This is a genomic window from Nocardiopsis sp. NPDC006198 (genome assembly GCF_040613895.1).
GTDB lineage: Bacteria > Actinomycetota > Actinomycetes > Streptosporangiales > Streptosporangiaceae > Nocardiopsis > Nocardiopsis tropica.
This window is the reverse complement of sequence record NZ_JBEXSY010000083.1, coordinates 1-26,667: the sequence shown is the minus strand read 5'-3', so window position 1 is coordinate 26,667 and position 26,667 is coordinate 1. Positions and strand designations below refer to the sequence as shown.

Annotated in this window: 23 protein-coding genes; 14 read left to right on the top strand and 9 right to left on the bottom strand. The window is 72.6% G+C overall.

What is annotated here, in order from left to right; translation table 11 throughout:
• Positions 1-132: 132 nt before the first annotated feature.
• Positions 133-3,831, bottom strand: coding sequence for a CDP-glycerol glycerophosphotransferase family protein (locus ABZ234_RS31085; protein ID WP_355014379.1), 3,699 nt, complete (start codon positions 3,829-3,831; stop codon positions 133-135).
• A gap of 340 nt (positions 3,832-4,171) precedes the next feature.
• Between ABZ234_RS31085 and ABZ234_RS31080 the strand changes: the two genes are divergently transcribed.
• The 4 genes from ABZ234_RS31080 to ABZ234_RS31065 all read left to right on the top strand — a co-directional run bounded on the left by ABZ234_RS31080 (position 4,172) and on the right by ABZ234_RS31065 (position 6,715).
• Complete coding sequence (locus tag ABZ234_RS31080; protein WP_267945953.1) at positions 4,172-4,543, top strand: DUF6703 family protein; 372 nt, start codon at positions 4,172-4,174, stop codon at positions 4,541-4,543.
• A gap of 69 nt (positions 4,544-4,612) precedes the next feature.
• Positions 4,613-5,452: an ABC transporter ATP-binding protein gene (locus tag ABZ234_RS31075; RefSeq protein WP_267945954.1), complete on the top strand. Its 840-nt coding sequence runs from the start codon at positions 4,613-4,615 to the stop codon at positions 5,450-5,452.
• Positions 5,445-6,347, top strand: coding sequence for a metal ABC transporter permease (locus tag ABZ234_RS31070; protein ID WP_267945955.1), 903 nt, complete (start codon positions 5,445-5,447; stop codon positions 6,345-6,347). The genes ABZ234_RS31075 and ABZ234_RS31070 overlap by 8 nt, the downstream gene beginning before the upstream one ends.
• Positions 6,344-6,715: a transcriptional repressor gene (locus tag ABZ234_RS31065; protein WP_267945956.1), complete on the top strand. Its 372-nt coding sequence runs from the start codon at positions 6,344-6,346 to the stop codon at positions 6,713-6,715. Before ABZ234_RS31070 ends, ABZ234_RS31065 begins: the two co-directional genes overlap by 4 nt.
• A 120-nt stretch (positions 6,716-6,835) precedes the next feature.
• Here the strand turns inward: ABZ234_RS31065 and ABZ234_RS31060 are convergent, their stop codons facing one another.
• From ABZ234_RS31060 to recO, 4 genes are all read right to left on the bottom strand, one after another.
• Positions 6,836-7,657 carry an SGNH/GDSL hydrolase family protein gene (locus ABZ234_RS31060; RefSeq protein WP_267945957.1) on the bottom strand — a complete coding sequence of 274 codons (822 nt, stop codon included), beginning with the start codon at positions 7,655-7,657 and terminating at the stop codon, positions 6,836-6,838.
• A 112-nt stretch (positions 7,658-7,769) separates the two neighbouring features.
• Positions 7,770-8,564 carry an SGNH/GDSL hydrolase family protein gene (locus tag ABZ234_RS31055; RefSeq protein ID WP_344176183.1) on the bottom strand — a complete coding sequence of 265 codons (795 nt, stop codon included), beginning with the start codon at positions 8,562-8,564 and terminating at the stop codon, positions 7,770-7,772.
• A complete protein-coding gene (locus ABZ234_RS31050) occupies positions 8,564-9,385 on the bottom strand; it encodes an isoprenyl transferase (RefSeq protein WP_267945959.1) in 822 nt (273 codons plus the stop codon). The genes ABZ234_RS31055 and ABZ234_RS31050 overlap by 1 nt, the downstream gene beginning before the upstream one ends.
• Complete coding sequence (gene recO, locus ABZ234_RS31045; protein WP_355014378.1) at positions 9,382-10,113, bottom strand: DNA repair protein RecO; 732 nt, start codon at positions 10,111-10,113, stop codon at positions 9,382-9,384. Before recO ends, ABZ234_RS31050 begins: the two co-directional genes overlap by 4 nt.
• 369 nt (positions 10,114-10,482) lie before the next feature.
• On the opposite strand from recO, the gene ABZ234_RS31040 reads away from it, so the two are divergent.
• From ABZ234_RS31040 to ABZ234_RS31030, 3 genes are all read left to right on the top strand, one after another.
• On the top strand, positions 10,483-11,295 hold the full coding sequence (locus ABZ234_RS31040; protein WP_355014377.1) for a CAP domain-containing protein: 813 nt from the start codon (positions 10,483-10,485) through the stop codon (positions 11,293-11,295).
• A 146-nt stretch (positions 11,296-11,441) separates the two neighbouring features.
• The gene (locus tag ABZ234_RS31035; protein ID WP_355014376.1) at positions 11,442-11,906 is read left to right on the top strand and encodes a GNAT family N-acetyltransferase; all 465 of its coding nucleotides are present in this window, start codon (positions 11,442-11,444) and stop codon (positions 11,904-11,906) included.
• 49 nt (positions 11,907-11,955) lie between these two features.
• On the top strand, positions 11,956-12,669 hold the full coding sequence (locus ABZ234_RS31030; protein WP_344176175.1) for a DUF2625 family protein: 714 nt from the start codon (positions 11,956-11,958) through the stop codon (positions 12,667-12,669).
• 88 nt (positions 12,670-12,757) lie between these two features.
• On the opposite strand, the gene leuA is transcribed toward ABZ234_RS31030, so the two are convergent.
• The gene (gene leuA / locus ABZ234_RS31025) at positions 12,758-14,458 is read right to left on the bottom strand and encodes a 2-isopropylmalate synthase (protein ID WP_267945964.1); all 1,701 of its coding nucleotides are present in this window, start codon (positions 14,456-14,458) and stop codon (positions 12,758-12,760) included.
• 694 nt (positions 14,459-15,152) lie between these two features.
• Between leuA and ABZ234_RS31020 the strand changes: the two genes are divergently transcribed.
• Positions 15,153-16,457 carry a M14 family metallopeptidase gene (locus ABZ234_RS31020; RefSeq protein ID WP_355014375.1) on the top strand — a complete coding sequence of 435 codons (1,305 nt, stop codon included), beginning with the start codon at positions 15,153-15,155 and terminating at the stop codon, positions 16,455-16,457.
• A gap of 47 nt (positions 16,458-16,504) precedes the next feature.
• Here ABZ234_RS31020 and gcl read toward each other — a convergent pair whose 3' ends face one another.
• From gcl to ABZ234_RS31005, 3 genes are all read right to left on the bottom strand, one after another.
• Complete coding sequence (gcl, locus tag ABZ234_RS31015; protein ID WP_355014374.1) at positions 16,505-18,220, bottom strand: glyoxylate carboligase; 1,716 nt, start codon at positions 18,218-18,220, stop codon at positions 16,505-16,507.
• A 111-nt stretch (positions 18,221-18,331) separates the two neighbouring features.
• Complete coding sequence (locus ABZ234_RS31010; protein ID WP_344185161.1) at positions 18,332-19,216, bottom strand: 2-hydroxy-3-oxopropionate reductase; 885 nt, start codon at positions 19,214-19,216, stop codon at positions 18,332-18,334.
• 61 nt (positions 19,217-19,277) lie between these two features.
• A complete protein-coding gene (locus ABZ234_RS31005; RefSeq protein ID WP_355014373.1) occupies positions 19,278-20,075 on the bottom strand; it encodes a TIM barrel protein in 798 nt (265 codons plus the stop codon).
• A gap of 374 nt (positions 20,076-20,449) precedes the next feature.
• Here ABZ234_RS31005 and uraD point away from each other — a divergent pair, with 374 nt between their 5' ends.
• The 6 genes from uraD to alc all read left to right on the top strand — a co-directional run bounded on the left by uraD (position 20,450) and on the right by alc (position 26,446).
• Positions 20,450-21,004 carry a 2-oxo-4-hydroxy-4-carboxy-5-ureidoimidazoline decarboxylase gene (gene uraD / locus ABZ234_RS31000; RefSeq protein ID WP_267945969.1) on the top strand — a complete coding sequence of 185 codons (555 nt, stop codon included), beginning with the start codon at positions 20,450-20,452 and terminating at the stop codon, positions 21,002-21,004.
• Complete coding sequence (gene uraH, locus ABZ234_RS30995; RefSeq protein ID WP_355014372.1) at positions 21,001-21,345, top strand: hydroxyisourate hydrolase; 345 nt, start codon at positions 21,001-21,003, stop codon at positions 21,343-21,345. The genes uraD and uraH overlap by 4 nt, the downstream gene beginning before the upstream one ends.
• Before the next feature lie 230 nt (positions 21,346-21,575).
• Positions 21,576-22,472 carry a factor-independent urate hydroxylase gene (gene pucL / locus ABZ234_RS30990; protein WP_344185164.1) on the top strand — a complete coding sequence of 299 codons (897 nt, stop codon included), beginning with the start codon at positions 21,576-21,578 and terminating at the stop codon, positions 22,470-22,472.
• A gap of 219 nt (positions 22,473-22,691) precedes the next feature.
• Positions 22,692-24,197 (top strand): nucleobase:cation symporter-2 family protein, encoded by a 1,506-nt coding sequence (locus tag ABZ234_RS30985; protein ID WP_344185165.1) that lies wholly within the window; start codon positions 22,692-22,694, stop codon positions 24,195-24,197.
• Positions 24,198-24,303: 106 nt separating this feature from the next.
• Positions 24,304-25,230 carry a LysR substrate-binding domain-containing protein gene (locus ABZ234_RS30980; protein ID WP_355014371.1) on the top strand — a complete coding sequence of 309 codons (927 nt, stop codon included), beginning with the start codon at positions 24,304-24,306 and terminating at the stop codon, positions 25,228-25,230.
• Positions 25,231-25,318: 88 nt separating this feature from the next.
• On the top strand, positions 25,319-26,446 hold the full coding sequence (gene alc / locus ABZ234_RS30975; RefSeq protein ID WP_355014370.1) for an allantoicase: 1,128 nt from the start codon (positions 25,319-25,321) through the stop codon (positions 26,444-26,446).
• The last annotated feature ends 221 nt before the right edge of the window (positions 26,447-26,667 follow it).

Here is a 26,667-nt window from a genome sequence, read left to right as displayed (position 1 = left end):
CGCCGTCACGGGGGGCGACGCGCCGGGAGACCTCCTCCAGGTCCCGGGCGAGCCCGTCGAGCGCGGCGCCCCCGCGCACCCCTTCGTCCAGGAGCTGGGCCGCCGGGACGCCGGGGGCGGCGCCGGCCCGGGTCAGCCCTCGCCGAAGACCCGGTCCACGACCCGGGCCGCCGCGTGCCCGTCGTCGAGCGGGCAGAACCGGTCGACGAACGACCGGTAGGACGGCTCGGCCCGGCGCGCCACCTCGTCGATGTCGAGGAGCGCCCCGATCACGTCGTCGGACCCGGTCAGCAGCGGGCCCGGCGCGGTCTCCTCGAAGTCGAAGTAGAAACCGCGCAGGTTGTCCCGGTAGCCCTCCAGGTCGTACGTGAAGAACAGCATCGGACGGCCGGTGTTCGCGAAGTCGAACATCATGGACGAGTAGTCCGTGACGAGCACGTCGGTGACCAGGAACAGCTCCATGATCTCCGGGTACAGGGACACGTCGTGGACGAAGCCCTCGCCGACGATCGGCACGCTGTCGACCACCCGGGGGTGGCGCCGCACCAGGAGCACGTGGTCGTCGCCGAGCTTCTCGTACATCCGGCGCAGGTCCAGGTGCAGGTCGAGCTTGTGCTTGCCGCGCGTGTAGTACTTGTCGTCACGCCAGGTCGGCGCGTACAGCACCACCTTCTTGCCCTCGGGGAGGCCGAGGCGCCGCCGGGTGCGCTCCGCGATCGCCTCGCGGTCGGGCGAGAAGAAGATGTCGTTGCGCGGGTACCCGGTCTCCAGGACCTCCCCCTCGAAGCGGAAGGCGCTGCGCAGGATCGGCGTCGCCCACGGGCTCGGCGAGACCAGGTAGTCCCACTGGCGGGTCTCCCAGGCGAGCTTGTCGAAGTAGTCGCGGGACTTGCCCCGGATGTTCTCGATGTCGAAGCCGATCCGCTTGAGCATCGAGCCGTGCCAGGTCTGCACGACCACCTGGTCCGGACGGCGGTGGAACCAGGTCGGCTGGCGGGAGTTGGTGACCAGGTACCGCGTGCGGGCCAGCGCCTCGTAGTACTCCCGGCCCCGGTGGCGGACGGGCGCCAGGTCGTCGGGGAGGCGGACCTGCCCGTCGGCCACCAGCCACGACATCGGGTAGTCCGCCCAGCGCCCGCGGCCCCGGAGCTCCGCGTAGAGGCTCTGGGGGCTGTCGGAGTACTGGCGGCCGGTGTAGGTGTCGAAGAGGATGCCCTCGTCGACCGGCTTCTCCCGCTCGGCCGGGTAGAACGTCTCCCTCAGCTCGCGCTGGGCGAAGCTGCCGCGCTCGGCGGGGCGCAGGTCGCTGCCGACCCGGAGGACGGGGATCCCGCGCCCCTGGTAGGAGAGCTTGTAGGAGCGCTCGCTCGTCTGCATCTCCAGCGGCAGTCCCGTGATGAGCGCGTCGGAGAACTCCACCCCCACGTCCGTGGGGCCCTCCTCGGAGCCCCCCGCCGTGCCGCCCCGGACCCGGCCCCACAGCTGGTAGGTGCCCACGGGCAGGGACAGGTCCCCGGACAGGGTGGGGACGTCCGCCGGGGAGAACCTGGCCCCGAACCGGTTCCCGGAGCGCTCCACCCGCAGCCCGTGCTCCTCGTCGCGCCCGCGCGCCTTGGCGACCAGGCGCAGATCGGTGCCGGCGGGGAACTCGCCCTCCAGGACGAGTGCGCGCCCCTCCCAGCGGGCCCCGTCCACGGTGGGCCGGGCGTGCCCGGCGCGCAGTCTCAGGTAACCGGTGGCGCCGCGCCGGACGACCAGCTCCTGGAGGGTGTCCTCGGCCGCGTAGGCGGTGGTGGCGACGTCGTCGGACATCACCAGCGGGACGGCCTGCCGGTCGGGGGTGACCAGGTGGACGTCCCACTCCTCCTGGCGGATCACGCCTCCGCACTCGCTGACGCTGCGGTCGAACAGCTCGTCGGCGCGGACCCGGGCGCTGAAGCGGCCGGCGTGCACGGTGACGGGGTGGGTGAGCGCCGCCGTGCCCGGCCTGCGGGTCAGTCGCAGCTCCGTGGCCTCGGCGGCGGGCGCGGACAGCAGCTCGCCCTCCAGCTCCAGTTCACCGGTACGGGGGTCGAAGCGGTGGGAGGTGACGCGGGCGCGGGCCTGCTCGACCCCCACGACCAGCTGCCGGTCCTTGTTCCAGTACGGGCGGACCCAGAAGTCCTCGTCGACCTGCTGGTATCCGGGGCGCTCGGGCGGACCGGAGACGGGGCCGGACAGGAACTTGCGCCGGGTGATGCCGCGGTTGAGGACGACCAGCTCGACCTTCCAGTCCCCGGGCTCCCAGCCGCCGGCGGACCGCAGCCGGCGCGGGTCCAGGACGAGGTCGAAGCCGCCGTAGTCGTGGCGGGCGGCGTCGATGACGTCGGGGAGCTTGAACTCGGCGGCGAGCCGGGTGCGGACCGGGATGCGCACCCGGCGGTGGGTGGCGGTGTTGACGGCGAACGCGACCACGTGCTGCTGCCAGCGCCTGCGGGCCCGGAGGTGGCGGATGCCGACCCTGCCGCTGATGTGCAGGCGTCCGGCCTCCCAGCGGACCTCCTCGGTCTTCTGGCGGACCCGGATGTCCTCGTCGAGCCGGTACACCTCGCGGGGCACGGCCTTCTCCGGGTCCTCGGACTCGAAGAAGGGGTACCTGATGTAGTAGCCGAGACCGCGCCGGACGACGGTGGCCTTCTTGATCTCGACGCTCTTGGCGAAGGTGGCCACCTCCAGGACGTCGGCCACTCGCCGCTTGCGCACGAGGTGGTACAGGAGGCGCGCGAGGACGCCGAGTCCTCGCAGCTGCTGCGCGGGGACGTGGTCCAGGAAGCCGTTGAGCAGGTCGACCGCGGTCTCGCGGGCGTCGTCCTCCGCGTCGTCCAGCCTGAGGAGCAGGCTGTGGAGCTCGCCGTTGAGGAGGGTGCGGTCCCACAGTTCGCGGTCGGCGGTGGCCAGGCCCGCGGCGAGTTCGCCCATGGCGCGGATGCGGCGTTCGAGGACGTCCTTCTCCAGCGGGAGCCGGGCGTGCTCGCGCTCGCGCATCAGCAGGACGGGGCCGGGGAGGACGTCGACGGCGGTGGCGGCGAGGGCGGCGCGGCGCAGGCCCAGGTCGGCGTCGTCGGGGTGGAGGCCGTGGTCGGGCAGGGACTCCCAGAACCCCTTGCGCCAGAGCTTGTTGCCGAGTGTGGGGTCCGCGGCCAGGCCGGGGACGTTCCGGGGGTCCTCGGCCAGGCGGTTCTTGCCGCAGTAGCGCTTGTGCGCCCTGGAGGGGGAGGCGCCGAGCTCGTTGAACTTGTACACGTTGCCGACGACCAGGTCGGAACGGCTGTCGGCGGCGCTCTTCACGAGGTAGGACAGGGCGTAGCCGGTAAGGGCGTCGGAGCCCTCCAGGAAGAGCAGGTGGCTGCCGCCGGCGGCCTCCGCCCCGCGTGCGCGCGCGGTCGGCCGGTCGGGGGCCGGGTCGCCGCCCAGGAGTACGGCCCTGAGTCCGGGCGGCGGGGACTCGGCGAACGCGGCCGCCGTGGCGAGCCCGTCCTCGCTGACGGACTCGACGGCTTCGTCCCCCTGGTCGCCGTCCTCGGCCGGGACGTCGGGGTCGGCGTCCTCCGCGGCGTCCTCGTCGCCGCCGTCGGTGTCCGGCCCCGGGGAGGTGGACCCGGCGTCGGCGGTGCGGGGGCGGTCGCCGTTTCCGGCGCGGATCGGGACGAGGACGACCTCGATGTCCGTGGGCGGCTCGGGAGCCGCCTCCCCGACCCGGTCACCGCTCTGTTGGCGGCTCAGGGAGTCGAGGCAGTTCTGCAGATGTGGCTCGGTGACGTCGAACGTCACGATGACAGTGGGTTCGGGCACGGAAGTTGACACCCTCCGGAGGGTTCGTTGCCGTGGGCAACGCGCGGGAACCGTCGGCGCGGGCCGCGTTTCTCAGACGACGAATAACTACTGAACGTAGGGGATGCGCGACCAAAAGTGTGCCTGGACCCGCTCTGCGGCGCGCTGCACGGGTCGGGGGAGACGTGCGGCCGCGGGGGCCGCGCCGGAGCCCAGCGGCGCGCCGGGGCCCTGCACTAGGGTCAGAGACAGAAGTATCACAGGCCCGGGGGCCCGGCGCCCACCAGCGCGGGGCGGGTGACCCGGGCGAACGGCACGAACCCCCTGTCGTCGGCACGACCCGGAAGCGGATACGGACAGCATGGCCCCTCCTGAGCACGGTGACGAGAAGCGGCGCGGCGACGGGGACCTCCCCCGCCCCGGGGAGCGGGCGGGCGGCGCCCCCGGCGCGGGACGCCTGCGGCGCGAGGTGGAGGAGCGCAGCGCGGTGCCGCTGGTGTGGTTGCACCAGCGTCCCCGCTGGCTGGCGCCGCTGGTGCTGGGAGCGCTCTTCCTCGCGGGGCTGGCGGCTCCGGGGTTCGTGGGCGCGGTCTGCCTTCTGCTGGTGGCGGTGTTCTTCGTGTGGCTGGCGTTCTTGACCTGGCCCTCCCTGACGGGTCAGCAGAAGGTGCCGCGCGTGCTCATGGTGGGGGTCGTCCTGGTGCTGGCGGTGGCGAGGACCCTGGGTTTCTGACCGGGGCCCGTCCTCACGGCACCTCTGTCACATTTTGACAATCATTTTCGTTTTCGCCATAATGACTAGGTGTCTGCCCAGTTCACGGACGTCGGAAGCGACGTACCGCCCGCCTTCCGGACCGTCGGGGCGCATGTCGCCTACGACGGCGTTCCCGTGCTCGACGGCGTGAGCATCGACATACCCGTCGGCCAGACGATGGCGGTCCTGGGCCCCAACGGCTCCGGCAAGTCGACGCTGATGCGGGCGATGCTGGGCATCGTGCCGCTCACGTCGGGGCAGGTCCTCGTGCACGGCGTCCCGCTGCGGCGCTTCCGCTCCTGGCGCAGGATCGGCTACGTCCCCCAGCGGCTCACCGCCGGGGGCGCCGTCCCCGCCACCGTGCGCGAGATCGTCGCCTCCGGGCAGGTCGCCGCGCGCCGCCGCCTCTCGTTCGCCACGCGGGCCGACCGCGCCGCCGTCGAGGAGGCCCTGGAGACCGTCGGCCTGGCGGACCGGGCCCGCGACTCGGTGCGCGAGCTCTCCGGCGGCCAGCAGCAGCGCGTCCTCATCGCCCGCGCCCTCGCCGGGCGGCCCGACACCTTCGTCATGGACGAGCCCATGGCCGGCGTGGACGCCGAGAACCAGCGCGCGCTCGCCGGCACCATCGCCCGCCTGCGGGACCTCGGCGCCACCGTGGTCCTGGTCCTGCACGAGCTGGGCCCCCTGGAGGACGTGATCGAGCGCGCCGTGGTCCTGGAGTCGGGACGCGTCGCGCACGACGGCAGCGCCCCCGAGCCCACCGGCGAGTGCGCCCGTCCCGGCCACGAGCACCAGCACCCCCACCCCGACCCCAACGACCCGGCGAGGGCCGCCACCGAGACCGCCCCCGCCAACCTGATCCGACTCGAGGTCCCCGGCCGTGACTGAACTGCTCCAGTACGAGTTCATGCGGCGTGCCCTGGTCGCCGCCGTGCTGGTCGGCCTCGTCGCCCCGATCATCGGCACCTACCTCGTCCAGCGCCGCCTCGCCCTGCTGGGCGACGGCATCGGCCACGTCGCGCTGACCGGCGTGGCGCTGGGCCTGCTCACCAGCACCTCCCCGGTGCTCACCGCGGCCGTGGTGGCGACCGCGGGCGCCGTGCTCATCGAGATCGTGCGCGTGCGCACCCGCACCAGCGGCGACGTGGCCCTGGCCCTGCTGTTCTACGGCGGCATCGCGGGCGGGGTGCTGCTCATCGGCCTCACACCGGGGGCGAGCAACGCCACCCTGGTCTCCTACCTGTTCGGCTCGGTCAGCACCGTGGAGGAGGCCGACCTGTGGGTCGTGGGCGTCCTGGCCGCGGGGGTGGTCGGCGTGGTCGCGGTGTTCGGACGCGAGCTGTTCGTGCTGTGCCAGGACGAGGAGGTGGCGCGGGCCCACGGGCTCCCCGTGCGCTTCCTGAGCGTGCTGCTGGCGGTGACCGCCGCGCTGACGGTGGTGATCGCCATGCGGGTGGTGGGGGTGCTCATGGTGAGCGCCCTGATGATCGTCCCGGTCGCCGCCGCGCAGCAGCTGACCAAGAGCTTCCGGGTGACCATGCTGCTGGCCGTGGCGATCGGGCTCCTGTCCTCGCTGGGCGGGCTGACCACGTCGTTCTACGCAGATCTGTCGCCCGGTGCGACGATCGTCCTGCTGGCCCTCGCCGTCTACGGCGCGGCGGTGGCGGCGGGCGGCGTGCTGCGCCGCGCTTCCGGAGCGCGTTCCCCGCGGGCCCACGGGCCCGGAGCGGGGGTTCCGGCCGGTACGATGCCCCAGACTGATCGGGGGAGGGTGAAACCATGAGTACACGACGCGACGCGGTCCGCCAGGCGCTGACCGAGTCCACAGGCTTTCGCAGCGCCCAGGACCTGTACGCCGACCTGCGCGCCGACGGTTCCAAGATCGGGTTGACCACCGTCTACCGCGCTCTGCAGGCGCTGAGCGACTCGGGTCAGGTCGACGTCCTGCGGACCGACGACGGCGAGGCCGTCTACCGGGCGTGCGACACCGAGAGCCACCACCACCACCTGGTCTGCCGGGTGTGCTCGACCGCCGTGGAGATCGAGGGCCCGGCCGTGGAGAGGTGGGCGGTCGAGATGGGCGCCAAGCACGGCTTCACCGGTGTGACGCACACCCTCGAGGTCTTCGGCACCTGCGCCCGCTGCTCCTGAGCCGGCCCCGCCCGGGCTCCGGGCGTCCGCGGACCGGGCCTCCTCGCAGGGGCCTCCCGGCGGCGGGCCCGGAGCGGTCCGGGACCCGCCGCCGGACCGTGCGGGCGTCCGCGCCGCCGCTCAGTCGCGGTGGACGCGCAGCGGCTCCAGGACGGGGCGCTTGGCACTCACGTTGTCACCTGACGAACGGCCGGTGAGCCGCCGGTGGATCCACGGCACCAGGAATTCGCGCGCCCAGTGCAGGTCCTCCTGCCGGGCCGTCCGCCAGTCGCGCGGCGCGGCGGGCGGCCACGGCTCGTTCCAGTCCGTGCCGGTCGGCACGCCGAGGACCTCGCACACGCGCAGGGCGAGGCGGCGGTGGCCCTCCGAGGACAAGTGCAGGCGGTCCCAGTTCCAGGCCCTGGCGTCGTCGAGGACCCGCATGCTCCACACGTCCACCACGTCGCACCCGTAGCGGTCCGCGATGGCCCGCAGGTGCATGTTGTAGGTGGCGATCTTGCCGCGCATGTGCCGCATCACCGGCTGCCAGTTGGTGTCGAACCCGGTGAAGAGGACGATGCGCGCGCCGGTCCGGCTCAGCTCCTCGACCGCCCCCGCGAAGGCCACGGCGACGGCGTCGGGGTCCGCCCCGGGGCGGATGATGTCGTTGCCGCCCGCGCACAGGGTGATGAGGTCGGGCGACAGCTCGACGGCGCGGGGGATCTGCTCGTCGATGATCTGGTGCATGATCTTGCCGCGCACGGCGAGGTTGGCGTAGCGCACCTCGGCGACGTGGTCGGCGAGGTGCTCGGCCACCCGGTCGGCCCAGCCCCGGTAGCGGCCGTTGGGCACGGCGTCGCTGTCCGGGTAGGGGTCGCTCATGCCCTCGGTGAAGCTGTCACCGAGGGCGACGTAGGACAGGATGTCCCCGCTCGTCAGATCCTTCGTCCCAAAACCGCTCATAGTGCACGATGATCCATCCCCACCCCCGGGTTACGCGACAGTAGGTTGCCGTTCGCGCACGTATTGGGTGGCACGTCACACCGTGAGCGGTGCGGCGGAGGGGCCGGGCCGGTCAGCGGTCCTTCGTGACCGGGGTCAGCTCCGGGCGCTTGGCCGTGACCGTGTCGCCGGACGAGCGTCCGGTCAGGCGGCGCCCGATCCACGGGCCGAGCGAGTCCTTCACCCAGGTCAGGTCGTCCCGGCGGGCCTGCCTCCAGGGCACCGGCCCCTGCTCGGGCCACGGCTCGTCCCAGCGGTCGGCGACCGGCACGCCCAGGACCTCGGCCGCGCGCAGCGCGAGGCGGCGGTGCCCCTCCGGGGACATGTGCAACCGGTCCTCGTCCCAGGCGCGGGAGTCGGTGAGCGCGTCCATGGACCACTGGTCCACCAGGAAGCAGCCGTACTTGTCGGCGACCGCGCGCACGTGGAGGTAGTAGCGGGCGAACAGGCCGATGGTGCCGCGCATGTAACCGGTGGTGACGTTCACCCCCGTGAACAGCACGACCTGGCTCCCCGCGGCACGGAGGCGGCCCACCGTGTGGTCCAGGATGCGGGCCATCCGCTCGGGGTCCCCGCCGGGGCGCAGCAGGTCGTTGCCGCCGGCGCTCAGCGTCACCAGGTCGGGGGCCATCGCCAGGACCGGCGGGACCTGGTCGGTGACGATCTGGCGCATCAGCTTGCCGCGCACCGCGAGGTTGGCGTACCCGATCTCCCCCACGTGGTCGGCGAGGTGTTCGGCCAGCCGGTCGGCCCAGCCGCGGAACCCCTCCCCGCCCGGGTACGGGTCGCCCACGCCCTCGGTGAAGCTGTCCCCCACCGACACCAGCGACATGCCCTGCCTGACCAGGGGTTCTTCGGAACCCGACATCACTTCTCCTCCCCAGCTACGGCGTTGGGCAGGGCGCCTCCGTAGCGGCGGTCCCTGCTCGCGTAGATCTCACATGCCCGCCACAGGTCGCGGCGGTCGAAGTCGGGCCAGAGCGTGTCCAGGAACACGAACTCGGCGTAGGCGGACTGCCAGAGGAGGAAGTTGGACAGCCGCTGCTCCCCGGAGGAGCGCACGAACAGGTCGACGGGGGGCACGTCGGGGGCGTAGAGGTGCCTGGCGAGGGTGTCCTCGGTGATCTTGTCCGGGGAGAGCCGCCCCTCCGCCGCCTCGCGGGCCATCGCGCGGGCCGCGTCGACGATCTCCGCCTGGCCGCCGTAGTTCACGCAGAACTGCAGGGTCAGGCCGGTGTTGTCCTTGGTCATCTCCTCCGCGTCGCGGAGTTCCTTGATGACGCTCTTCCACAGGCGCCCGGCGCGCCCGGCCCACTTGACGCGGACCCCGCGCGCGTGCAGCTCGTCGCGGCGGTTGCGGATGGTGTCGCGGTTGAAGCCGAGGAGGAAGCGGACCTCGTCGGGCGACCGCTTCCAGTTCTCGGTGGAGAAGGCGTAGGCGGAGAGGTGGGAGACGCCCATCTCCAGGGCGCCCTCGATCACGTCGAAGAGGGAGGACTCCCCCGCCTTGTGCCCCTCGGTGCGCGCCAGTCCGCGTTCCTTGGCCCAGCGGCCGTTGCCGTCCATGACGACGGCCACGTGCCTGGGCACGAGGGCGGCGGGCAGCTCGGGGGGCCGCGCGCCGCTGGGGTGCGGGACGGGCGCGGCGTACTCCCGGCGTTTACCGGTGTCGAAGCTGAACAGACTCAAGAACGCTCCACATGGCGCAGTGATCGGATTCCGTTTTCCAGGTGCCACTGTAGGTAGGCCGCGACCAACCCGCTGCACTCGGAGCGGTGCCTGCCCTCGCTGGCGTCCGCGCTCTCCCAGTCCCCTCCGAGCAGGGCCGACATCAGCCGGAACGTGTCGGGGGACGGGTGCACGGAACCGTGGGGGCGGCACACCGAGCAGACCATACCGCCGGCGTGGACCGCGAAGGCGCGGTGCTCCCCCCGGCTGCCGCAGCGGGCGCACCCGTCCAGGGCCGGCGCGTACCCGGCGACGGCGAGCGACCGGAGCAGGTAGGCGTCCAGGACCAGCCGGGAGTCGTGGGCGCCCTCCCCCAGGGTACGCAGTGCGCCGATCAGCAGCAGGAACTGGCGCAGCGCGGGGTCCTTCTCCACGGAGACGACCTTCTCCGCGGTCTCCAGCATCGCGGTGGCGGCGGTGTAGCGGGCGTAGTCGGAGACGACGGCCTCGCCGTAGGAGCGGAGGGTCTCGGCCTGGGTGATGACGTCCAGCGTGCGGCCGGTGTGGAGCTGCAGGTCGACGTGGGTGCACGGCTCCAGGCGCGCGCCGAAGCGGGACTTGGTGCGACGGACCCCCTTGCCGACGGCGCGGACCAGGCCGGTGCGCCGGGTCAGGAGGGTGACGATGCGGTCGGCCTCGCCCAGCTTCTGGTTGCGCAGGACGACACCCTCGTCGCGGTAGAGACTCACCCCCCCATTGTCGCGGATGCCACCGACCACCCGGGCTGCCCGACCTCTCTCCACAGACCCCGACGTGACCTGCTTTATTACGTTTTGGATTCCCTTTTTGCTCGCTTTGCTCTACTCTCACGCGCTAGGACGCGCCTCACCGGGCCTGCCGCCCTTCCCCCGCGGCGTCCGGAGTCCCCCGCGCGCACGCGCTGCCCCCCGGGCACGGGTCACACAGAACTCACGTGCCCATGGGCACGGGCAGAGCCGGCCGGGGGAAGGACCAACACCCCGGCCGCGGTCACGGACCGGCAGGTCCGCGGGCGTGTCCACCCGATTCCCGTCACGGAGGAGAGCGATATGGCGCGTGGTCGCCGAGGCAAGCGCCGGATGAGCGCTCGCGAGAACCGCTCACGGAAGGACGGGCGGCGCCGCCGCCCGGTACCCCTCGCGGTGGCGCTGGCCGCGATACCGGTCGGCCTGACCCTGGCAGGAGCACTGCTGGTCACCGGGGCGGGCCAGAGCCTGAACCCGTTCCGGGACACCGCGGACGAGACCCTGGCGACGGGTCGGATCGGTGACGCCGTCGCCGACGGCTCCGCCGTGCCGGAGGCCTCCGCGGACGACGACTTCTTCGCGTCGCCCAGCGCGTCGCCGCAGGACCGGCCGTCGCCGTCCGGCGCGGGCGGGCCGCAGAGCGCCGACGTGACGGCCTCCTCCGTCCCCGAGGAGGCGCGGGAGGACGGGAGCCCGTCCGGCGGGGGCGGCGGTGGCGGAGGGAGCGACGACGGCGACGGCGAGCGCCGGGGCCGCGGCGGCTCCGGCCCCTCCTCCGCAGGGGGGTCGGTCGACCGGGTCGTGACCCTGGTCAACGGGGAGCGCGCCTCCGCCGGGTGCGACCCGCTCACGGTGGACCCGCGGCTCACCGCCGCCGCCCAGGAGCACAGCGAGGACATGGACCGGCGCGACTACATGGGTCACGAGAACCCCGAGGGCGAGGGCCCGGCCGAGCGCGCCCTCCGCCACGGCTACGACGCGTGGGGCGCGGAGAACGTCGCCAAGGGGCAGACGAGCGCCGCCCAGGTCATGGACGCCTGGATGGGCAGCCGGGGCCACCGCGACAACATCCTCAACTGCGACCTGGTGGCGATCGGCGTGGGAGAGTCCGGCAACGCCTGGACCCAGAAGTTCGGCTGGGAGTAGGCCGGGCACGGCTGCGGTCCGCGCTCCCCCGGGGCGCGGACCGCCGTCGTCGGAGGCCCCGGCGCCGGCTCCCCGCACCGCGCACGGGGGGACCGCGCCGCCCGAACCCCTACCGCCACGGCTCTCCCGCGTCCTACCCTGGCCCGGTGCCCCCTGTCACGCGGCCCGCGACCGCCGAGGACCTCGACGCCGTGCTGTCCCTGCTCGGCGAACTGCCTCCCGACGCCCCGCCCCTCACCGCGGCCTCGGCCGCGCGGATCTGGTCGGAGGTCTCGGGCCAGGAGGGGCGGACCCTGCTGGTCCACGAGCGCGACGGGATCGTCGCCGGGACGGTGGACTGCCTGGTGGTGCCCTGGACGTTTCGGGACGGGCGGCCGGTGATGCTCGTGGAGAACCTCGTGGTCGCCGAACGGCACCGGCGCTCGGGTGCGGGAAGCTCCCTGATCCGCTCGGCGGAGCGCCTCGCGCGCCGCGCCCGCTGCCACAGGATCCAGCTGCTCGCCGCCGGCGACGCCTACGTGCACGCGTTCTACCGCGCGTGCGGCTTCGTGTCCTGCGCGGACGGGTTCCGCAAGCACGTCCCCTCCTGGACCGTCGGAGCCTCCCTGTAACCTGGTCCGTCGCCGCGCCTACCCCGCGGTGTGACGGAGGGGTCCCCCGATGCGTGAACTGAGTGAGCTGGTCGAGGTCGAGGAGCCCGCCTGGCCCGTCCTGACCGAGCGTCTGGCCGGCAGCGCCGCGCCGGTGCGCGTGCTGCCGGTCGACCCCGTCGCGGGCCGGACCTGCCTGCACCGGCTCCAGGTGACCGCCCGGTCCTTCCTGGGCGCGATGGCGCTGGAGTGCGGCGGCCTGGTGCTCGACGGGGGCTGGCTGCGGGTGCACGGCGGGGGCGGCCCCGACTTGCGGGGGCTGGGCGAGGTCAACGACCTGAGCGCGGCCGTGGTCTTCGGCCCGCCGCTGCGGCTGGTGGTGGGGCACGACGTGCTGGGCGGGGTGTTCGCCCTGAACGGGCCGGGCTCCGAGGGCGCGGAGCACCCGGGCAGGCCCGGTGAGATGGTGTACTTCGCCCCCGACTCCCTGCGGTGGGAGCCGATGGAGACCACGTACTCCTCGTGGCTGCTGTGGATGCTGGCGGGCAACCTGGAGGGGTTCTACGAGGGGTTGCGCTGGACCGGCTGGCGCGAGGAGGTGGAGGGTCTCGGCCTCGGACAGGGGTTGGCGGTGCGGCCCCGGCCCCGGTCCGGGGAGCAGACCCCGGCGGACCCGGCCGCCGCCTCCCGCAGAGCGGTCCCGCTGGGCGAGCTGACCGCGGCGCACCGGGATCTGTGCGCCGCCCGGGGCCTGCCCGACCCCGGACCGTTCGGCCTTCTCTGAGGGGCGTCCCGCCTCCGCGTGCGGCAGCGGACGGGGGGCCGGGGCGGGCGCTGCCGCGCCGCCCCGGCCCCCCGGGAGCACCGGTCCGTCAGACGCGGGCGATGGCGCTGCACAGGGCCTTCAGCGAGGCCGTCGTGATGCTGCTGTGGATGCCGACGCCCCACACGACCCGGCCGTCGATCTCGGCCTCCACGTAGGCGGCGGCGCGGGCGTCGCCGTCCTCGCCCATGGAGTGCTCCACGTAGTCCATGACGCGGACCTTGACGTCGACGTCGGCCAGGGCGTCGCAGAACGCGGAGATGGGGCCGTTGCCGGTGCCCGACAGTTCGCGGATCTCACCGTTGACGCGGGCGTCGGCCTCGATCCGGTAGGTGCCGTCACCGTCGGTGGAGGAGCGGTGGGCCAGGACCGCGACCGGGCCCTGGTCGGCCAGGTAGGTCGTGGAGAAGATCTCCCAGATGCGGTCGGCCGCGAACTCCCCGCCCTCGGCGTCGGTGAACTTCTGGATGACCTGCGAGAACTCGATCTGGAGCCGGCGCGGCAGGTCCAGGGAGTGGTCGCGCTGCATGATGTAGGAGACGCCGCCCTTGCCGGACTGGCTGTTGACGCGGATGACCGCCTCGTAGTTGCGGCCCACGTCCTTGGGGTCGATGGGCAGGTAGGGGACGTCCCAGGTGTGCTCGTCCACCGGGGCGCCGGCGGCCCCGGCGGCCTCCTCCTGCGCGGCGAAGCCCTTCTTGATCGCGTCCTGGTGGGAGCCGGAGAAGGCGGTGTAGACCAGGTCGCCGCCGTACGGGTGGCGGGGGGCCACCGGCAGCTGGGTGCAGTGCTCGACGGTGCGACGGATCTCGTCGATGTCGGAGAAGTCGATCCGGGGGTCGACGCCCTGGCTGAACAGGTTCATGCCCAGGGTGACCAGGCAGACGTTCCCGGTGCGCTCGCCGTGCCCGAACAGGCAGCCCTCGACCCGGTCGGCCCCGGCCATGACCGCCAGCTCGGCGGAGGCGACGCCGGTGCCCCGGTCGTTGTGCGGGTGCACGGACAGCACGACGTGCTCGCGGCGCGACAGGTTGCGGCTCATCCACTCGATCTGGTCGGCGTAGACGTTGGGGGTGGAGCGCTCGACGGTGGCGGGCAGGTTCAGGATGATCTCGCGGCCCGGCCCGGGGTTCCACACGTCCATGACGGCCTCGCAGACCTCCAGGGCGAAGTCCAGCTCGGTGTCGATGAAGATCTCGGGCGAGTACTCGTAGCCGAAGTACTCGGTCCCGTCCAGGTACTGCTCGGCGAAGCGCATGACGTGGCGGGTGCCCTGGACGGCGATGTCCTTGCAGGCCTCCCGGTCGACCCGGAAGACCACGCGGCGGAAGGTCGGTGCGGTGGCGTTGTACAGGTGCACGGTGGCGCGCTTCGCGCCGACCAGGCTCTGCACGGTGCGCTCGATCAGGTCCTCGCGGGCCTGGGTCAGCACCGAGATCTGCACGTCGTCGGGGATCAGCCCGTCCTCGATCAGGGACCGGACGAAGTCGAAGTCGGTCTGGCTCGCGGAGGGGAAGCCGACCTCGATCTCCTTGTAGCCCATCTCGACCAGCAGCCGGAACATCTCGTGCTTGCGCGCGGGGTCCATGGGCTCGATCAGCGCCTGGTTGCCGTCGCGCAGGTCGGTGGAGAGCCAGCGGGGGGCGGCGTCGATGGTCTTCGACGGCCAGGTGCGGTCCGGCAGGTCCACCGGGGCGAAGGGCTTGTACCGGTGGAAGGGCATGGGGCTGGTCTTCTGCTGCGGCACCATCGCGGTGTCTCCTCGGGGTGGTTCGTGCATGTGGTCTGGTCGACCAGGAGCAAGCCGAAGTCCCGCGGCGAGGGAGCCGACCGTCTAACGACCCCCGCCGCGGCCGCTAAGGAGGAGCAGCACGCGCAGCATAACGGTGATCACGCTAGCAGACGGCCGGAGAACCCCGGTACCCCGCGTCCACATGTCGAGATGCAAGTCACGTACCTGCGACGACACGACGTGCGCGAATGGGACGCCGCCGAGGGCCGGGCCGCGCGACCGCTACGTGTACCTCGACTTCGAGATATCGCACAGAGGTCTGTACCATTTCAGGTGAACCCTTCAGTGCTAGGGGGGTTGTTCGAGTCCCGCCGACGGGACCCAGGGTGCGGCCAACACCCGAGGCCGCCGCCGACCGCGCCGAGTACGCGTAAGCCGCGGTGGCGGCGAGGCCGGTACCGTCGGCGGGATCTCTCGTTCCCGCCCCCGCGGGGCGGAGCGGCGGGTCCACCGGGCGGCTCCGGAGGAGCGGGGGCCCGCGGCACACGGCCCCGGAGCGCGGTCCGCCGGCGTGGCCACATCCGGCCACGGGGCACCCGGTCCCCCCGCGATCGAAGCGGGCTTCACCTGCCGGAGCGGGCAAACAAGGCAATCCGCCACATCGGTGACGGAAAGTTAGCCATATTGACAGATTGTGCCGATTTCTTCTGCAATGACGCCACGTATCCGCAGCCTCACCCCCGCTGGAGGCATCGTGGGAAGCACCCCCGTCAGAAGAATCCTCGTCCCCGCGGCCGTGGGAGTACTCGTCCTCGGGCTCCTGGGCACGAGCGGCGCGTCCGCCGAGCCCGTCCACGGCCTCTACGAGGTCCGCGGCGCGACCTCGGCGCAGGACCGCACGGAGATCGCCGCGACCGGTGCGGCCATCGACCACGTCGGCGACGAATCGGTCCTGGTCACCGCCACCCCCGACGACGCCGAGGAGATCGGCGGGCTGGGCTACGGCGTCGAGGAGTTCGACGTCCCCGTCCCCCTCGCGGACCCCGACCCCGGCTACACCGGCTACGCGGAACTGGTCGGCGTCATCGACGAGGTCGTCGCCGCCCACCCCGACATCGCCGCGCGGTCCGTCATCGGCCGGTCGCACGAGGGGCGCGACCTCCTCGCGGTCAAGATCAGCGACAACGTCGATGTGGACGAGGACCAGCCCGAGGTGCTGTTCGTCCACGCCCAGCACGCCCGCGAGCACCTGACCGTCGAGATGGCGGTCCACCTGATGCGCCTGCTCACCGACGGCTACGGCGGCGACCCCCGGATCACCGACCTGGTCGACGGCCGCGAGATCTGGATCCTGCCCAACGTCAACCCGGACGGCAGCGAGTACGACATGGCGGGCAGCACCTGGCGGAACTGGCGCAAGAACCGCCAGCCCAACGAGGGCTCCTCGTCGCCGGGCACCGACCTCAACCGCAACTGGGCCTACGAGTGGGGGTGCTGCGGGGGCTCGTCCGGCAACCCGAGCAGCATCACCTACCGGGGCCCGGCGCCGGAGTCGGCGCCGGAGGTCCGGGTGGTCGCCGACTTCGTGCGCGGCCGGGTGGTCGGCGGCGAGCAGCAGATCACCACCGCCATCGACTTCCACACCTACAGCGAGCTCATCCTCTGGCCGTTCGGCCACACCTACGACGACGTCACGAACGGCATGACCCGGGAGGAGTACGACACCCACGCGGCGCTCGGCGAGCACATGGCCGAGGCGAACGGCTACACCCCCCAGCAGTCCAGCGACCTGTACGTCACCGACGGGTCGATCAACGACTGGCTGTGGGGCGACCAGGGGATCGTGAACTTCACGTACGAGATGTACCCCCGCAGCGCGGCCGGCGGCGGGTTCTACCCGCCCTCGTCGGTGATCGAGAGGGAGACCGCCCGCAACGAGGAGGCCGTGCTGCGCCTGCTCGACTACGCGGACTGCCCGTACCGGATCATCGGCGAGGAGGCCGCGTACTGCGGCTGACCCGGCGAACGCGGAGGGGCCCCGGGGATCTCCCGGGGCCCCGGGCGTCAGGCGCCGGGAACCGGCTCGAACTCCTTGACGGCGTCGATCGCGGGACCGTGCGGGGTGTTGGCCTCGCGCTCGATCATGATCTCGACGAGCACCGGCCGCGAGGTGGACCGGGCCTCCTTGCGGGCCCACTCCAGGGACTCGCGGATCTCCCCGGGCTCCCACACCCGGCGCCCCGAGCAGCCGTAGGCCTCCATGAGCTTGACGTTGTCGGTGCCGTACTCGTCGTAGTGGACGTCCACCTGGTAGTTCATGCCGAAGGGGATCGACGCCTGGCGGATCAGGCCCAGGTACTCGTTGTTCAGCATGATGATCACGTAGGGGACGTCGTACTGGGCCGCGACGGCGAGCTCCTCGACCATGTACTGGAAGCCGTAGTCGCCGACGATGCCGACGACCTCGGCGTCGGGTTCGGTGGCCGCCAGCGCCTTCCGGACGCCGATGGCCGCCGGGATCTCCCAGCCGAGCGGTCCCGCCTGGCCGCAGATCTGGTAGTGCCGCGGCTTGTACGCCTTCTGGTGCTGGCCTCCCCAGATCTGGTAGAGGCCGATGGCGGTGACGAAGTAGGTGTCCTCGTCGAAGACCTCGTTGATCTCCTTGTAGACGCGCGGCGCCTTGACCGGGACCGTGTCGAAGTCCTCGCGGCGCGTCAGGGTGGCCTTGAGCTCGCCGACCCGGTCGATCCACGGTTCGACCCGGGCCGTGGCCCCCCTGCGCCGGGCCGCGGCCAGCAGTTCCCGGAGGAACAGCCGCGCGTCGGAGACCACGCCCAGGTCCGGCTCGAAGACCCTGCCGATCTGGGTCGCCTCGATGTCCACGTGGATGAACGTGCGGTCGCCCCGGTAGACGTCGATCTGGCCCGTGTGGCGGTCGGCGAACCGCGCCCCGACCGCCAGGACCAGGTCCGACTCCAGGAAGGACGCGTTGCCGTAGCGCTGGGAGGTCTGCACACCGGTCATACCCGAGTACAGGGGCGAGTCCTCGTCGAAGGAGCCCTTGCCCATCAGGGTGACCTGCACCGGCACCCGCAGGTACTCGGCGAGTTCGCGCAGGTCCGCCGAGGCCTCGGCCAGGATCACCCCGCCCCCGGCGAGGATCAGCGGGCGCTCGGCGGCCAGCAGCAGGTCCAGCGCCCGCTCCACGCGGGGCAGGTGCGGCTCGACCGTGTTGACCTTCAGCGGTGCGTCGATCGCGGGGTCGTACTCGATCAGCTTCTGGGCGACGTCCACCGGGATGTCGATCAGGACGGGCCCGGGACGGCCCTCCCGCGCGATCCGGAACGCCTCGCGGAAGATCCACGGGGCGGTCGCGGCCTCCTTGATCTGCACGGCCCACTTGGTGACCGGCTTGGCGATCTCGACGATGTCGACCGCCTGGAAGCCCTCCTTGTCCAGGAGGTCGGTGCGCTGCTGGCCGGTGATGCACACGATCGGGACGGAGTCCGCGATGGCCGTGTACAGGCCGGTGATCATGTTGGTGCCGGCTGGCCCGGAGGTGCCGATGGCCACGCCGACCCTGCCGGTGGTGCGCGACCAACCGTCGGCCATGTGGGTGGCGCCCTCCTCGTGGCGGACGGTGAGGTGCTCGATCCCGCCCACCTCCTCCATCGCCTTGTAGAGCGGGAGGATCGCGGCGCCGGGGCAGCCGAAGGCGATGTCGACGCCCTCGTCCTTGAGGACCTCGACGACGGCGTTCATCACGGGCATCTGTGCCATGACGGGTGAACCCTTCAGTGCTAGGGGTGCTGGTGCGGTCGGCTCCGCCTGCGGTGTCCCGGGTGCGGCCAACACCGGGGACTGCGGTACGGGGCCTTCCTGGGAGGTCGGCTAGGACCGGCCGGAGAGCTGCTGGACGATCATCAGGAGCGCGGAGTGGTCGAGCCCGCCGTGCCCCTGGTTCTTGAGCGCGGCGACGGACTGCGCCACCTGGGCGCCGAGCGGGATCGCGACGCCCGCGGCGCGCGCGGAGTCGGTGACGATGCGCATGTCCTTGTCGTGCAGGGCGATGCGGAACCCCGGCGTGAAGTCGCGCTCGCGCATGGCCCTGCCCTTGCGCTGGAGCACCGTGCTCCCCGCGAGCCCGCCGCCGAGGACCTCCAGGCCCGACTCCGTGTCGACGCCGTGGGCCTCCAGGAAGACGAGCGCCTCCGCGAGGAGCTGGATGTTGCCCGCGACGATGAGCTGGTTGGCGGCCTTCACGGTCTGCCCGGCCCCGTTCGGGCCGACCAGGACCGGGGTGGTGCCCAGGACGTCGAAGATCGGGCGCGCGGCCTCGAAGTCGGCCTGCGCCCCGCCGACCATGATGGACAGCTTGGCCTCCACGGCCCCGGCCTCGCCTCCGCTCACGGGCGCGTCCAGGACGCGGAGGCCGCGTTCGGCCCCGGCCTCGGCGACCGCCCGGGAGACGTCGGGGCGGATGGTGCTCATGTCGATGACGAGGGTGCCGGGCTTGGCGTTCTCGTACACGCCCCCGGGGCCGAGGAGGAGTTCCTCCACGTCCGGGGAGTCGGGAACCATCGTGATGACGACGTCGGCCCCGGTGACGGCCCCGGCGACGCCGCCGCCGCGGCGTCCGCCCTCCGCGACGAGCGCGTCGACGCGCTCGGGGGTGAGGTTGTGGCCGGTGACGGTGTAGCCGGCGCGGACCAGGTTGACGGCCATGGGCAGGCCCATGATCCCCAGGCCGATGAAGGCGATCTCGGTGTCGGGCATCGCTGTCCCTCTCGTGTCTCGGTCGTGCCGCGGCTGTCGCCGCGGAAAGGGTGGCGGGGGCTCAGACCAGCCAGTCGAAGCTCTTGGCGCTGGGGACGGTCGGCTTGTACTCCAGGCCGACGAGCCCGGTGTAGCCGCCGTCCCGGAGCGCCCGGAGGAGGTCGTCGAACGGGAGGCGTCCGGTGCCGGGCTCGCCCCGGCCCGGGGAGTCGGCGATCTGGACGTGGCCGAACTCCGCGGCGTGGTCGCGGACCACGGCGAAGACGTCGTCCCGGTTGACCACGAGGTGGTACAGGTCCGCGAGGAGGGCGACGTTCGGGGCCCCGGCCTCCCGGGCCCGGGCGACGAACCCGAGGCCGTCGGCCGCGGTCGTGAGGGGGTAGTCGGCCGAACCGCTGATGGGCTCGACGAGCACGGTGCCGCCGACGCGGGCGACGGCCCCGGCCGCCGCGAGGGTGTTCTCCAGGGCAACCCGGTCCTGTTCGGCGGGGTCGGTCCCGGGCAGTCGCAGCCCGTAGAGGGCGTTGAAGCCGGTGGTGCCCGTGCGCTCGGCGATCCGGGTGACCACGTCGACGTTCGCGCGGAACTCCTCGGCCCTGGCGGGGTGCGAGAGCACGCCCCGGTCGGGACCGGGGAGGGCGCCGGCGAAGAAGTTGAGGCCGGTCAGGCGCACGCCGGCGTCGTCGAGGGAGCGGACGAAGGCGTCGACCTCGTCCTGGGGCGGGGTCGGGCTCTCGAACGGCCACCAGAACTCGACGGCGTCGAAACCGGCGTCCCGGGCGGCCCGGGGGCGTTCGAGGAGCGGGAGCTCGGTGAACAGCAGGGAGCAGTTCACCGTGTAGCGGAGTGAGTGGCTCATGCATTGCCTCCAACTTCTACTTTCACATTGTGGAAAGTAGTTTTCGTTTTGAGGAATGTCATGAGTGTGCGGCCGGTCACCCCGGCTTGTCAACCGCCCCGACCCGCCGGATGCACGGCAGGGCAACCACTTCAACCCCGCGAGACCCATGCACCCCAGGCGCGGCGGGTGGACACGGGGGTCCTTCGTGCGGGTGTACAGATTCGGTCGTCTTTCGCGATATGGACCTTTTGAGTGTTGACAAGGTCACACCGCCATCAACTAGAGTCCCCCCAATCCGCAATACGGAATTGGCCGTCTGCACTACGAAAATCCTTGGTCGGTTCAGCTCCCCCGCCCACGGGGGGCCGACCGGCCGAGCCACGGGAGAGCACATGCCCGAGACCATGCCGGAGGAGCCGGGACGCGGCTCCGACCCCGGCCTGGAGCAACTGAACGCCCTGACCGGGGAGGAGCTGCGCGCACGGCTGGCCCAGTGCCTGGACGTGGACCGCTGGGTCGCGTCGCTCGCGGCCCTGGCGCCCTTCCGGGACCGGGACGAGCTGATGCGCGGCGCGGACGACCACGCGCGCGCCATCACACCCGAGGAGGTCGCGACCGCCCTCGCCCGCCACCCCCGCATCGGGGAGAAGGCCGAGGGGACCGGCACCGAGGCGCGGTGGTCGCGGGGGGAGCAGTCCGCGTTCGCCGCCGACACCGACGACGCCTCGGCCCGCGTACAGCGGATCTTCGCCCACGCCCAGCGTGAGTACGAGGACAGGTTCGGGCACATCTACCTCGTCTGCGCCAGCGGGCGCTCCAGCCGCGAACTCCTCGCCGACCTGGTCGCCCGCCTCGGCAACGACACCGCCACCGAGCTCCGCGTCGTCGCGGACGAGCTCCGCCGGATCGCCGGGCTCCGCCTGGCCAAACTCCTGGGGAACCCATGAGCCACGTGACCACCCACATCCTGGACACCGCTCTGGGCGCTCCGGCACGCGGCGTCCCCGTCCGCCTGGAGAACGCCGCCGACGAGCGCCGGACGTCCTGGCGCACCGTCGCGGAGGGGCGCACGAACGACGACGGACGCGTCCCCGACCTGGGCCCCGAGCGGCTGGCCGACGGAACCTACCGCCTCGTCTTCGACACCGCCGCCTACTTCGCGGCGGACGGCCGGACGGGTTTCTTCCCCGAGGTCACCGTCACCTTCGTCCTCGCCGAGGAGCAGGCCCACTACCACGTGCCCCTGCTCCTGAGCCCCTACTCCTACTCCACCTACCGGGGCTCCTAGCCCCGGGGGCGTCCGCCCTCGGACGCCCCGGCCTCCCGGCACCGCCCGCCCGGGCGCGGCCCCGCAACGGAAAGGAGCGACCGCCACGGAACCTCAGCCGGCCAAGGTGTGACACCTGCTTCTTCGAGTGCGTGACAGGTCCTTCCGCATGACCACAGCGGTCCTCCCTCGTACGTACTGCGCACAGGCGCGACGATGACGAATATCCACAACCCTGGAGTTCAACCCTGATGGGCATCCGACTCGGAGAGAACCAGTACGGAAAGGCCGAGGTACGCCTCGTCCACGTCAACCGCGACACCGACGTCCACCGGATCAAGGACGTCAACGTCACCTCGCAGCTGCGGGGCGACCTGGAAACGGTCCACACGCTCGGTGACAACACCACCTGCCTGCCGACCGACACCCAGAAGAACACCGTCTACGCCAAGGCCCGCGAGTGGGGCGGCGTCGGCGCCATCGAGGACTTCGCACTGCGCCTGGCCCGCCACTTCGTCGGCGAGCACGACTACGTGGACGGCGCCCGGCAGGAGATCCACGAGTACGCCTGGGACCGCATCACCACCCCCGACGGCCCCCACGACCACGCCTTCTCCCGGCGCGGCGGCGAGACCCGCACCACCGTCGTCACCAAGGACGCCGAGGGCGAGTGGGTGGTCTCGGGCCTGGAGGGGCTCACCGTCCTCAAGTCCACGGGGTCGGAGTTCCACGGCTACCCCAAGACCAGGTACACGACCCTCCAGGAGACCACCGACCGGATCCTCGCGACCGACGTCAGCGCCCGCTGGCGGTACGTCGGCGTGGACCACGACTACGACGCCGTGTACGCGTCGGTGCGCGCCCTGATGCTGGAGGCGTTCGCGAACACCCACAGCCTGGCGCTCCAGCAGTCGCTGTACGAGATGGGCCGCTCGGTGCTGAAGAGCCACCCGGAGATCGCGGAGGTCCGCTTCTCCATGCCCAACAAGCACCACTTCCTCGTGGACCTCTCGCCCTTCGGCCTGGACAACCCCAACGAGGTGTTCTTCGCCGCGGACCGCCCCTACGGCAAGATCGAGGCGACCGTCGAACGCGACGACGCCCCCGCCCCCGGCAACGCCTGGAAGACCGTGCCCGGCTTCCTGTAGCCACCCCCGCGCCGGGGCCCGTCTGTGCGGCCGGGCCCCGGCCCCCGCCCCGCTCGGGGCTCCGCCGTCCCCCCTGGCCCGCTCTCCGCGGCGGGCCGCACGCCGCACCCCGGCGTGCACGGCGGCGGGTCGCCCGACCGGGGCGACACCACCGGGCCACGCGCCCGAGAACCAGGCCCCCTCTGAGGCGGCCGCCAAGCGCAAAGGCTGGAACCGGCCATGTCGAACAGTCCGTCCGCGAAGGACTCGGCCAGAACGAACGCCACACCCCCCACCCGCCCCGAGGACGAGAAGCTGCCCGCGCGGCTGCTGTTCGTCTACGGGCTCCAGCACATCCTGACCATGTACGCCGGCGCGGTGGCCCCGGCCCTGGTCATCGGCAGCGCCGCTGGGCTCGCGAACGACCCCGCCTCCATGGGGATCCTCGTCAGCGGCGCACTCCTGGTGGCGGGCATCGCCACCCTCATCCAGTCCGTGGGCCACCGCCGCTTCGGCGCCCAGATGCCGATCGTGGTGGCCAGCTCCTTCGTCCCCGTCAGCGCCGTCACCGCCCTGGCCGCCGGACAGGACGGGGAGAACCTGCCCGTCGCCTTCGGCGCCTCCCTCGCGGCCGGGGTCTTCGCCCTGGTCCTGACGCCGTTCTTCGGTCAGCTGATCCGCTTCTTCCCCCCGATCGTGACCGGCACCATCATCACCGTCATCGGCGTCAGCCTGATGCCGGTGGCCGCCGGATGGATCGTCGACGGCGCCGCACGGACCGCGGAGGACGGCACCGCGGCCCCCGCGGCGCCGCTGTCCCACCTGGCCCTGGCCGGGTTCACGCTGGCGGTCATCCTGGTCGGTTCCCGGGTGCTGCCCGGCATCTGGGGGCGGCTGTCCATCCTCATCGGCCTGGTCGTCGGCACCCTCGTCTCCCTGCCCCTCGGGATGGCCGACTTCAGCCGCGTCGGCGAGGCCGACATCGTCTTCGACCCCACCTCGGTGTTCTACTTCGGCGCCCCCCGGTTCGAGGTCGCCGCGATCGTCACCATGTGCGTCATCATGCTCGTGGTGCTCACCGAGGGCGCCTCCCACATCATCGCGGTCGGCGAGATCACCGGCTCCGAGGTGGACGCCAAGCGCATCTCCGCGGGCCTGCGGGCCGACGTCAGCGGCTCCCTCATCGGCCCGATCTTCAGCGCGACCCCCACCAGCTCGTTCGCGCAGAACATCGGCCTGCTGGCCCTGACCAAGGTGCGCAGCCGGTACGTGGTCGCCACCGGCGCGCTCATCCTCGTCGCGCTCGGGCTGTTCCCCGTACTCGGCGGTGTCATGGCCGCGATCCCCGCCCCCGTCCTGGGCGGGGCCGGGCTCGTGCTCTTCGGCAGCGTGGCCGCCAGCGGGGTCAAGACCCTGGCCAAGGTGGACTTCACCAACAACCTCAACCTGGTCCTGGTGGCCACCTCCGTCGGCGTGGCGATCATCCCCCTGGCCTACCCGACCTTCTACGCGTTCCTCCCCGAGTCCGTGGAGCTCGTCGCCCACTCGGGGATCATCGGCGCGGCCGTCGCCGCCATCCTGCTGAACATCTGCTTCAACGTGCTCGGCCGCGACTCGGGGGCGAAGGCCCCGACCCGGATCGACCAGGAGGAGATCGGCAGCGCCGGCCCCGGCGAGGCCAAGTACACCGACCAGGCCGGAGCGGTCTACCGCGACGGCGAACCCGAGGCCCCGGCGGGGGCGTAGTACCCGCCTCCCGGACCGCCCCCGCCCTCCGGCGGGGGCGGTCCGGCCCACGGGGTGCACAGAACCGCGCGTTCCGTTCAGGAGCGCCGAATGGTATTCCTGTGGGGTGACCGACTGGGACCTCCGCAAACTCCGCGTCCTCCGCGCCCTGGAGGAGTTCGGGACAGTCCGGGCGACCGCGGAGGCGCTGCGCATGACGCCGTCCGCCGTCTCCCAGCAGCTCTCCTCCCTCTCGCACCAGGTGGGGGTGGCGCTGCTGGAGGCGCACGGGAGGCGGGTCCGCCTCACCGACGCGGCCCACGTGCTGCTCCGGCACACCGACATCGTGATGGCCCAGCTGGAACGGGCCGAGGCCGAGCTGGACGGCTTCGTCCGCGGCGAGATCGGGCACGTCCGCGTCGGCGCGTTCGCGACCGCCATCCCCAGCCTCGTGGTCCCGGCGCTCCACGCCCTGCGCCGCGAGTACCCCGGTCTCACCACGAAGGTGCACCAGGCCGACGCCGCCGAGGTCTACGACCTCCTCTCGGCGGGGGAGATCGACGTCGGCCTGTCCCTGGCCGCGCAGGCGCCGACCGCCCACGACGGCCGCTACGACCGGAGGGAACTCCTCACCGACCCCCTGGACGTGGCCCTGTCGGCGCACCACCGCCTCGCCTCCGCCCGCGCCCTCCGCCTGGGCGACCTCTCCGGGGAGCCCTGGATCTACGGGGCGTCCGGGCCCTGGCGGGACATCACCGTCTCCGCCTGCGCCCAGGCGGGGTTCGTCCCGGAGCAGGCCCACGTCGCCTCCGACTGGCGGGCCATCCTCGACATGGTCGCCGCGGGGCTGGGCGTCGCGCTGATCCCCCGCCTCGCCGCGACGGGCGACACCCCCGGGGTCAGCCTGCGGGTCCCGCATTCCGACCAGCCCCGCCGCCACGTGGTGACCGCGGTGCGCTCAGGGGCCGGGGAGCACCCGCGGATCGCCGTGGTGCTGCGCGCCCTGGCGGACACCGCCGGAGGGCTCGGCGGCTCCACCGTTCAGTACAACTGAACAGTGTGGTCATAAACTTTCGCTGGAAGTTACCGGTTCCTCCTGGGACGCTGGGAAGCGTCCGACGACCTCGCAACCCGGGAGAGACATGAGCCAAGGCCGCCCCTTCGACCCGCGCGACTACAACGCCCAGCCCTACGCGGGCGGCGACCCCTACGCCGACTACCGGGACGGCGAACACGACTTCTCCGGCCTCGTCGACCTCGCCGACCGCCGGCTGGGGGGCGGCGTGGTCGCCGCCAACGACGAGTTCTTCGCCCAGCGCGAGAACCTCCTCAAGCCCGACCGGGCGCAGTTCGACCCGCACGCGTTCGGGCACAAGGGCAAGGTCATGGACGGCTGGGAGACCAGGCGCCGCCGCGGGGCGGGCGCCGAGCACCCCCACCCCGCCGCCGACGACCACGACTGGGCCCTGGTCCGCCTCGGCCTCCCCGGGGTCGTCCGGGGGCTGGTCGTCGACACCGCGCACTTCCGCGGCAACCACCCGACCGAGGTCTCCGTCGAGGCCGCCCACCTGACCGGCACCCCCACCACGGACGAGCTCCTGGCCGCCGAGTGGACCGAGATCGTGCCCCGCGTGCCCGTCCACGGGCACGCCGCCAACGACTTCGCGGTGGCCCTGGAGCGCAGATGGACCCACCTGCGCCTCAAGCAGTTCCCCGACGGCGGGGTCGCCCGCCTGCGCGTGTACGGCGAACCCGTCGCCGACCCCGCCTGGCTCGCCTCCCTGGGCGGCTTCGACCTGGCGGCCCTGGTCAACGGCGGCATGGTCGAGGACGCCTCGGACCGCTTCTACTCCTCGCCCAACAACATCATCCTCCCCGGGCGCTCCCAGAAGATGGACGACGGCTGGGAGAACCGCCGACGCCGCGACACCGGGCACGACTGGGTGCGCTTCCGCCTCACCGCCCAGGCCACGGTCCGCGCCCTGGAGATCGACACCGCCTACCTCAAGGGCAACTCCGCGGGCTGGGTGACGGTCATGGGGCGGGACGCCGGATCGGACTCCCCCGACGCCTGGTTCGAGATCGTGGGCCGGACCCGGCTCCAGCCCGACAGCGCCCACCGCTTCGTCCTGGACTCCCCCGTCACGGTCACCCACGTGCGCACCGACGTGTTCCCCGACGGCGGCATCGCCCGCCTGAACGTCTACGGCTCGCTGACCGAGGCCGGCGCCGCCGACCTCGGCAGCCGCTGGGACTCCCTCCTGGGCTGACCGCCGGGACGGCCGCCGCGCCGGGGCGGGCACACCACCGTGTGCCCGCCCCTCGGCGTGCCCGCCCGGCCCGTGCCCTCCTCATCCGCCGCGCACGGCCCCGGCCGGGCCGTCGGACGGACCCGCGCCCCCGGCGTCCGGGGCCCGGGGCCCGGGGCCCGGGGCCCGGGGCCCAGGACGGCGGCACGGGACCGGGCCCTTCCCGGGGCGGCACACGCCCC

What these genes read in the sequence shown, in the direction of transcription:
- ABZ234_RS31080 (WP_267945953.1), top strand. Translation starts at nt 4,172, where the DNA reads ATGGCCCCTCCTGAGCACGGTGACGAGAAGCGGCGCGGCGACGGGGAC.
- ABZ234_RS31065 (WP_267945956.1), top strand. Translation starts at nt 6,344, where the DNA reads ATGAGTACACGACGCGACGCGGTCCGCCAGGCGCTGACCGAGTCCACA.
- ABZ234_RS31060 (WP_267945957.1), bottom strand. Translation starts at nt 7,657, where the DNA reads ATGAGCGGTTTTGGGACGAAGGATCTGACGAGCGGGGACATCCTGTCC.
- ABZ234_RS31055 (WP_344176183.1), bottom strand. Translation starts at nt 8,564, where the DNA reads ATGTCGGGTTCCGAAGAACCCCTGGTCAGGCAGGGCATGTCGCTGGTG.
- ABZ234_RS31040 (WP_355014377.1), top strand. Translation starts at nt 10,483, where the DNA reads ATGAGCGCTCGCGAGAACCGCTCACGGAAGGACGGGCGGCGCCGCCGC.
- ABZ234_RS31030 (WP_344176175.1), top strand. Translation starts at nt 11,956, where the DNA reads ATGCGTGAACTGAGTGAGCTGGTCGAGGTCGAGGAGCCCGCCTGGCCC.
- leuA (WP_267945964.1), bottom strand. Translation starts at nt 14,458, where the DNA reads ATGGTGCCGCAGCAGAAGACCAGCCCCATGCCCTTCCACCGGTACAAG.
- ABZ234_RS31020 (WP_355014375.1), top strand. Translation starts at nt 15,153, where the DNA reads ATGACGCCACGTATCCGCAGCCTCACCCCCGCTGGAGGCATCGTGGGA.
- gcl (WP_355014374.1), bottom strand. Translation starts at nt 18,220, where the DNA reads ATGGCACAGATGCCCGTGATGAACGCCGTCGTCGAGGTCCTCAAGGAC.
- ABZ234_RS31010 (WP_344185161.1), bottom strand. Translation starts at nt 19,216, where the DNA reads ATGCCCGACACCGAGATCGCCTTCATCGGCCTGGGGATCATGGGCCTG.
- ABZ234_RS31005 (WP_355014373.1), bottom strand. Translation starts at nt 20,075, where the DNA reads ATGAGCCACTCACTCCGCTACACGGTGAACTGCTCCCTGCTGTTCACC.
- uraD (WP_267945969.1), top strand. Translation starts at nt 20,450, where the DNA reads ATGCCCGAGACCATGCCGGAGGAGCCGGGACGCGGCTCCGACCCCGGC.
- uraH (WP_355014372.1), top strand. Translation starts at nt 21,001, where the DNA reads ATGAGCCACGTGACCACCCACATCCTGGACACCGCTCTGGGCGCTCCG.
- pucL (WP_344185164.1), top strand. Translation starts at nt 21,576, where the DNA reads ATGGGCATCCGACTCGGAGAGAACCAGTACGGAAAGGCCGAGGTACGC.
- ABZ234_RS30985 (WP_344185165.1), top strand. Translation starts at nt 22,692, where the DNA reads ATGTCGAACAGTCCGTCCGCGAAGGACTCGGCCAGAACGAACGCCACA.
- alc (WP_355014370.1), top strand. Translation starts at nt 25,319, where the DNA reads ATGAGCCAAGGCCGCCCCTTCGACCCGCGCGACTACAACGCCCAGCCC.